A 7,047-nucleotide genomic window follows, 5' to 3' on the forward strand; every position below is an offset into this window, starting at 1 on the left:
CCCGAGAGTTGTTCTCATCTATCTCCATGGGGATTCGAGGTGCCTTCCAAATAGACGTCGAGATATTGTCGGGTGACAGCTTCCGGTGTGAAGCTGGCTGCAAAGTCAGGCCGGGGTGGAAAAGTCTGCTTCCATTTTGGCGCTTCACTGATTGCCTGCTTCATCAGTTGGGCGAGTTTGTGGAAGTCACTTGGCTCGTAAGAGCCGAGTGTCGTCGAGAAATGAGAGATTTCTGGTATTCCGCCGGCCGTAGAGCAAATGGTCGCGCGTCCGGCATTGATGCTTTCAATCAGTGTCCGCGGCAACGGCTCCGGCCAGACGGAGCTAATGAGGCAAACATCCACGGCGGAGTAAAATTCCGCGGACTTTACGAAGCCAAGCCATTTGATCCTCGGATGACCATACTGTCCCTTCAGTTCTCGTTCGTAAGCTTCGAGGCCCTTTCCGGCGATTTTGAGTTGCCAGCCGGAATCGGGCAGCTGTGAGACCGCTTTAAGAACGACGTCGATGCCTTTTTCGGGCTCAATTCGGCCGATGAAGCCGAAAGTCAGGTCGGCATCGGGAGACGGCGGCGCAGGCCCGACGCTGGCGTCAGCGATGTTGTAGACCACCTTGTGTGGTACGCCCGGGAAGAAACCCAGTTTCAGGTGCCGGTCCAGCACATATTGGCTGTTCGAGACCACCGCGTCGACCATGCGGGAGGCGTACAGATAAGGCATGGTCATCGTCTTGCATGCCAGGCAGCGCTGCTCGCAGGTGGTGCCGTTGCTGAAGAGCGTCGATCGCTTGCAGATGAGCGAGTAGTCGCGCAGCGTGTGGACGACGCGAATGTTGCGGCGCTTGGCCTCCGCCCACAGCGACACGGAGAATCCGGTCAGATTGTTGGTGTGAACGACATCAGGCTTTTCGGTGTCGAGAATCGCGCCAAAGCGTTTGCCGGCACGCCTGTTCCAGGTATCACGCAAGTGCCAGCGCAGGCGGTCGAGCCTCGGTGGTTTCTGCGTCTGTCCGAACGGCCAGTATGTATTGTCGATCTGCACCCGGTAGGTACGGATGCCGTTGCGATCTCCGATCGCGACATCGCCCGCCTTCTGCAGGCAGACGACGGCAACTTGATGGCCGTTGCGCATGAAAGCTTCTGCAAGCAGCGATACGGATACCTCGGCTCCGCCCATGATGTCGGGTGGATAGAGGGTGTTCACGATGAGTATCTTCAACGATCGCCTCGTACGTTGATCGAAGACGGGGGCGCACCTCGCTTGCCACGCAACAGCGGGATCTGCAATCGCATTCGAACCCAAAACGGCGTGAACGATCACGCCGGGAACGAGGCCGAAATTGTCATGCGATATTCAAGAAGCAGGCCATGACATCCTGCCCGGACCTTCGCCAACAGCGAGATTCGTCCGGGCAGGCGAGAAGAGAGAGCGCGACTGCTCTTACTTGGAGTTGACCACGACAGTGGAGATGTTCGACGCATTCGTCGAGGCTGCGTCGAGCGGGTTCATGAGCTTGACGAATTCGGTCGACGGCGACTCCGCGACCGAAATCACGTCGTGATCGCGCATCCGGAACGTGTCAGCCTGGAACCAGCCGTCCGGCTTGCTCATGTCGAACTTGTAGACGGCGGGGACGGTCTTGGTCGGGAATTGCGACACGTCGACCCCGACCTGCTGGAGCAGCGGCTTCGGTTCGAAACGATACACATAGATGGATTTGGAATCCGCCCGCGTTCCGTCGAGGCCGCCGGCCTTGGCCAGTGCTTCGGCCAACGACATGTTGTCGTTCTCGAAGGTGAAGCGGCGGTTGTTGGTGCCGCCAATCGATCCCGGCGACGGCGTCGAGCCGAACGCCATATACACTCTCGGAATACGGGTAAGGAAGACGACATCGCCTGGCGCGAGCAGCACGTCCTCGCTGGGATGATGCACCACCGACGACATCGACTCGTTAAAGGTGCGTCCTTCGCGCTTGATCGTGATCGTGCTCTCGTAAGACGGGTATTTGGGGCCGCCTGCACGCGCGATCGCGCTCATCAGGCGGATGCCGCCCGGATCGATCGGGAAGCGCTGCGGCGAATTGACTTCGCCGAGCACGCTGACCTGGTTGCCGCGCTGTTCTGCAACGCTCACGACCACCTGCGGATCGATGGCGCGATCCTTGAGGCGTTCGCGCACGATGTTCGACACGGCGCGCGGTGTCAGTCCGGAGACCTTGATCGATCCGGCGTAGGGGATGTTGATGTTGCCGGACTGGTCGACCTGCTGGCGCGGAATGTCGACGAAGTTGCCCGGCCTCACGCCGGCTTCGCGCGGAATGAACAGGCCGCCCGCCTGGGCTTCGTAGACGGTGACGATGACGATGTCGCCCACGCCGATCGTGACGTCGCGATAATTGCCGCCGGGGAGGTGAGAGAAGATCTGTCCGGCACCGTCCGTCAACGCGTTGGTCGCCTGCAGCACCGCCGGATTGACCGGCATCAGCGCATAGGCCAGTGGCGCGCTCGGTTCGGTGACCAGCGCGGCATGTGTTTGCGTGGCGACGGCATCAGGCGCGTCCAGCGGAATGAAGCCCGCGCAGCCCGCCAGAGAAACGCTGATCGCAGCCGCGGTCAGAATCCGGCTAATCCCGAATTTCAAATGCGCTCGTTCGGTCTTAGCCAATGTTGTTCCCTCACACACACCTAAACTCTGAATGACCGTAGCAACTGTCCAGCTACTGAGTCACTGCCGCGTCTTCGTGTTTATAGTAAAGCACGTATGGCTGTGACCTTCTTGCAACTTGGGAATTCGAGACACGTCTGGATGACTGTCTAAATGTTGCGCGGAGCATCCTCTTTTCTATGCAGCTCGCAAAGTTGACACGCGAACGACGGATCAGTGTCGCGATTAAGGCCAAAGCGCGATCTCGCGAGTCGAACTGCTCTAAGCATGAAGCGCTGATTTTGATCTGAAGTGCGTTTGTCTTTGCAAGCGCGCCCTGCGAAAGGCTGCATCGCTGTCGGCGAGCGAGTTCCATTTTCGTCGACGCTTCGATTTGGAACCCTGACTCCTTGTCGGCGGCGTCGGATTGCCCGATCGGCCAGTGTCGTTGATCACAGATTGTTCGAGAAATCGGACTGTAGCTTGGTCTGCTGCCCGGCTTCGTGCGCGGGCGTGTGCAGAGCGTCGGCATACACCTGAGTCAGGGTGCGGTGGGTCTGCTCGATGTTGTAGAGGCGGCTGAAGCGCTCGAATCCGGCACGGCCGACCGCAGGCAGATCGAGCTGGCTTGCGCGCTGAAATCCCTCGATCAGCTTTTCGGGCGAGACTTCGTTGCAGAGGACCCCAGTCACGCCATCTTCGACGATTTCCGGCAGCGCGCCGATGCGGAATGCGATGATCGGCTTGGCCGCGCGCATCGCCTCGATTGCCACCAAGCCAAACGCCTCCCAACGCGAAGGAATCGCGACCATGTCAGCCTGGTCCAGTTCGGCCTCGATCTGGCTGCGGTTCATCCAGCCGAGCATCGAGACGTTGGCGGGCAAGTCGCTTTCGTGGAACTTGCTGACGACCGAGGCGCCGATCAGGCGCACATCAAGCGTGTCTCCGAGCGCGCGGGCAGCCTTGATGAGGAGATCATATCCCTTCTGGCGATCCAGCCGTCCGATGAAAAGGACTCTGATCTTCTCCGACCGCCAAGGCGCTGCACCTGTATCGAGCGCGGGCCGTTGCTTGGAAATCCCGTTGTGCACAAGGACTAGGCGTTCAGCCGCAATTCCGACCCGCAGGGCATCCGCTCGCTCGCTTTCAGAGATGCAGACGATGCGGTGGGTGAGCTTCGACAGCGCGAGCTCGGTAAACTCAGTGACGTCGCGGCTGAGACGACCCGTCTCGCGGCCGAACGCCCAACCGTGCGGGCAGTAGACGATGCGCGAACGTCGGTTGGCGAGCCACAGCACCGGGCGCACGACCAGCCCGGCGAATGACGAGTGAAGGTGAATGATGTCCGGCTGAAGCTGCCGGACTGCGCGCATGGTTGCGGACAGCATGTGAAACAGGCCGACCGCGCTACGACCGTCGCGCGGAAACGTGGTCACGGCGTCGTCCGCGATATTCACCAGGTCGCTGCGATGGTCGGACGGAATGACGTAGTGAACGTTTCCCTGCCCAAAGCTCGCGCATTGGTGGGGATGGAGCTCGTTGAGATAGGTCGCAATGCCGCCTCTGACCGTTTCGGCGACGTGCAGAACCTTCAGGCCGCTAGGCAACAACGGTCGATCCTTCCTTGTCTTGCAGAAACCATTTGTCGCGCATCCACGCAGCAAAATTTGGGCCGCATCATCGTATCGAGCGACTGCCTGCGGTTTCAGGATTCAGCTTGGCAAGGAATTCGAGCATGATTGCGGCCGATTTGGCCCACGAATAAGTTGCCAGCCGTTGCCGCTGCCGCTCTTGTTCCACTGTCGATATTCTGCCGAGATCAATTCTTTCGCGCATTCGGGTCGACAATTCGTCCGCATCGAGCGGATCGAAATAGACGGCGGCGTCAGTGCAGGTCTCGCGAATCGCAGGGGCGGAACTCGCAATGACCGGACAGGCGAAATACATCGCTTCCAGGGGAGGGATACCGAAGCCCTCGTAAAGGCTTGGAAAAACGAACGCCGCAGCGCGGGCGAACAGCGCTGCGATCTCCTCGTCCTTGAGGCGGCCAGCAATGATGATCCCGTTCCTCGACTCGCTCGTGCCGCCCCCAAAGACCTTGCTATTGTCGCCTCCGACCACGACGAGCGGGAAATCCGCTCGGCCGAGCCGCTCGGCCGCACGGATGGCGGTCTCGACATTCTTGTTCTTCGTCATCGAGCCGACGAAGAGAAAGAACTGGTGGGGCGCAAGGCGCAGCGTCTCGATGATCGAGAAATCCGGATCGACAGTGGCGAAATGCTCTGCGCTGTTCGGAATGACGGGGATCGAGGCGGGGTCCAGTGACAGTACCTCGGCAAGTTCGTTACGAGAAAACGCGGAAACCGTTGCGATCGTTGCTCTGCGCGCCAGCAAATGGCCGAGCGTCCGATGCAGGGCGAGATAGCGCCAGCTGAAGAAGTCCGGCCGCCTGAAAACTTGTGCGTCATGAAGGACAACCAAGTGGTTGCGATGGAACACCGGGCCGGAATTGGCGAGGCTGACGAGGCGCGTGCCGGCGGCCGCTCGCGCCAAATCAATCTGGTCCCACGCGTGCCCTTGCAGCGTTCCGACCTGCTTGACTTGAATGCGGCGGAGACCGGGGAGTTTTTGCGCATCCGGCGGCGTCAGCATTTGCCAGTCTGCATCCAGCAGTTGCGAAGGTGCCGATTTGCTCGCGAGCAAGTGGTCCATCGCCTTGACTATTTCGGCTGCATAGCGCTGCACGCCCGTGAGCGACTGTGACAGGAACCTGCCGTTGATGGAGAATCTCAAGGTCGATCTTTTCTTTGCGCGTCTCTTGCGCGAACGATGCCTCAAGACTGAGCATTCGCGTCGAGCGTACGATTCATAGTGCACGGTCTATGGCGTGTAGCACGTGTCGCGCTGTCATCCGAGCATCCTTGCAAGGCGGTTAGCATGCGAGGATGCATGACGCCATCATGTTTCCTACACATTTCGATGTGCTTACATGCCGATGTGTGTGGACCCGATTGGATTGATGATGATTGTCATCATCGTCCAATCTTGCCTCTGATGTCCCGGTCTGGCATTGCTTCGCGGAATGAACGAGATGACAAGTTTGCGACCAGTGATCGTGACCGGCGCTGCCGGCTTTATCGGAATGCACGTTTGTAAACGGCTGTTGGCGCGTGGCGAGCAGGTCGTCGGCATCGATTCGTTCACTCCGTATTACGATCCGGCTCTGAAGCGGGCGCGCCTTGCAACGCTCGAGCACGCCGGTGGTTTCAAATTCTACGAGATCGATCTCGCAGATTTCGCCGCGGTGACGCACGTGTTCAACGAGGTTTCGCCCGATCGGGTCGTTCACCTCGCGGCGCAGCCGGGCGTCCGCGCCTCGATCGACGATCCCATCACCAGTATTCGCGCCAATTGTGACGGCTTCGTCACCGTGCTCGAGGCCGGCCGGCGCCACGGCCTGGCGCATCTCGTGTATGCCTCGTCGAGCTCGGTCTATGGTGCCAATCGCACCTTGCCGTACTCCACCGAGCAATCGGTGAACCATCCGGTCAGCCTTTATGCCGCGAGCAAGAAGGCCAACGAGTTGATGGCGCACACCTTTGCGCATGTTCACAAGCTGCCGGTGACCGGCCTTCGCTTCTTCACCGTCTATGGTCCGTGGGGCCGGCCCGACATGGCCGCCTGGCTGTTCACGCGTGCGATCTTTGCGAATGAGCCGATCAAGATTTTCAATAATGGCGATATGTGGCGCGACTTCACCTATGTCGACGACATCGTCGAAGGCGTGATCCGCACCCTCGACCGGCCCGCAGCGCCAAATCCCGCGTGGAACGCGGAGCACCCGGAAAATTCGTCGAGCTACGCGCCGTATCGCGTCTACAACATCGGCAACAACAAGTCGGTGAAGCTCCTCGAGTTCGTCGAGACTCTGGAGATGATCATCGGCAAGCCCGCGATCCGCGAACTCCTGCCGATGCAGGCCGGTGACGTCCTCGAAACACGGGCTGACATTTCCGCCCTCCAGCGCGACGTCGGTTTCGCTCCGTCGACGCCCATCGCGGAAGGCCTCGCCCGCTTCGTCGAATGGTATCGAGAGTATCACCGCGTGTGATCGCCCAGTCGGATGCAAGGCGCGAAAGCCGCTCGGCCGGAAGCCGGAGTGGTCTGCCTGTCATTCGCGGCGGCTAAGGTTTATTCGGTTCGCGATGCAACCTGCCCTAATGTTGGGCGTGCGACCGGATAGAGAATTGGTCTAGGGTGTTCAGTGGAACATCCGCCTTCAACGGAAAGAGTTTTTCATGCGAATCGCGATGATCGGCACGGGCTATGTGGGACTGGTGTCCGGAGCCTGCTTTGCGGATTTCGGCCACGACGTCACCTGTGTCGACAAGGATGAGAAGAAGAT

General features: G+C 59.8%; 6 protein-coding genes. 2 read left to right on the forward strand and 4 right to left on the reverse strand.

The genetic code is table 11. The annotated features are described in order from the left end of the window. Positions 1–14: 14 nt before the first annotated feature. The 4 genes from JQ587_RS24670 to JQ587_RS24685 all read right to left on the reverse strand — a co-directional run bounded on the left by JQ587_RS24670 (position 15) and on the right by JQ587_RS24685 (position 5,435). The gene (locus tag JQ587_RS24670; protein ID WP_212299838.1) at positions 15–1,217 is read right to left on the reverse strand and encodes a glycosyltransferase family 4 protein; all 1,203 of its coding nucleotides are present in this window, start codon (positions 1,215–1,217) and stop codon (positions 15–17) included. Positions 1,218–1,439: 222 nt separating this feature from the next. Continuing rightward, on the reverse strand, positions 1,440–2,639 hold the full coding sequence (locus JQ587_RS24675; protein ID WP_249154499.1) for a polysaccharide biosynthesis/export family protein: 1,200 nt from the start codon (positions 2,637–2,639) through the stop codon (positions 1,440–1,442). Between the two features lie 455 nt (positions 2,640–3,094). Next, positions 3,095–4,306 carry a glycosyltransferase gene (locus JQ587_RS24680; protein WP_349629531.1) on the reverse strand — a complete coding sequence of 404 codons (1,212 nt, stop codon included), beginning with the start codon at positions 4,304–4,306 and terminating at the stop codon, positions 3,095–3,097. A gap of 13 nt (positions 4,307–4,319) precedes the next feature. Next, positions 4,320–5,435, reverse strand: a complete 1,116-nt coding sequence (locus tag JQ587_RS24685; RefSeq protein ID WP_249154500.1) for a glycosyltransferase family 4 protein — start codon at positions 5,433–5,435, stop codon at positions 4,320–4,322. 298 nt (positions 5,436–5,733) lie between these two features. On the opposite strand from JQ587_RS24685, the gene JQ587_RS24690 reads away from it, so the two are divergent. Then, entirely contained in the window at positions 5,734–6,753 is a 1,020-nt protein-coding gene (locus JQ587_RS24690) for an NAD-dependent epimerase (RefSeq protein WP_212299835.1), read from the forward strand. A gap of 187 nt (positions 6,754–6,940) precedes the next feature. After that, the coding region (locus JQ587_RS24695; RefSeq protein WP_143199629.1) for an NAD-binding protein at positions 6,941–7,047 on the forward strand (107 nt) is incomplete at its 3' end.

This window comes from Bradyrhizobium manausense, assembly GCF_018130615.1.
Classification (GTDB): domain Bacteria; phylum Pseudomonadota; class Alphaproteobacteria; order Rhizobiales; family Xanthobacteraceae; genus Bradyrhizobium; species Bradyrhizobium manausense_A.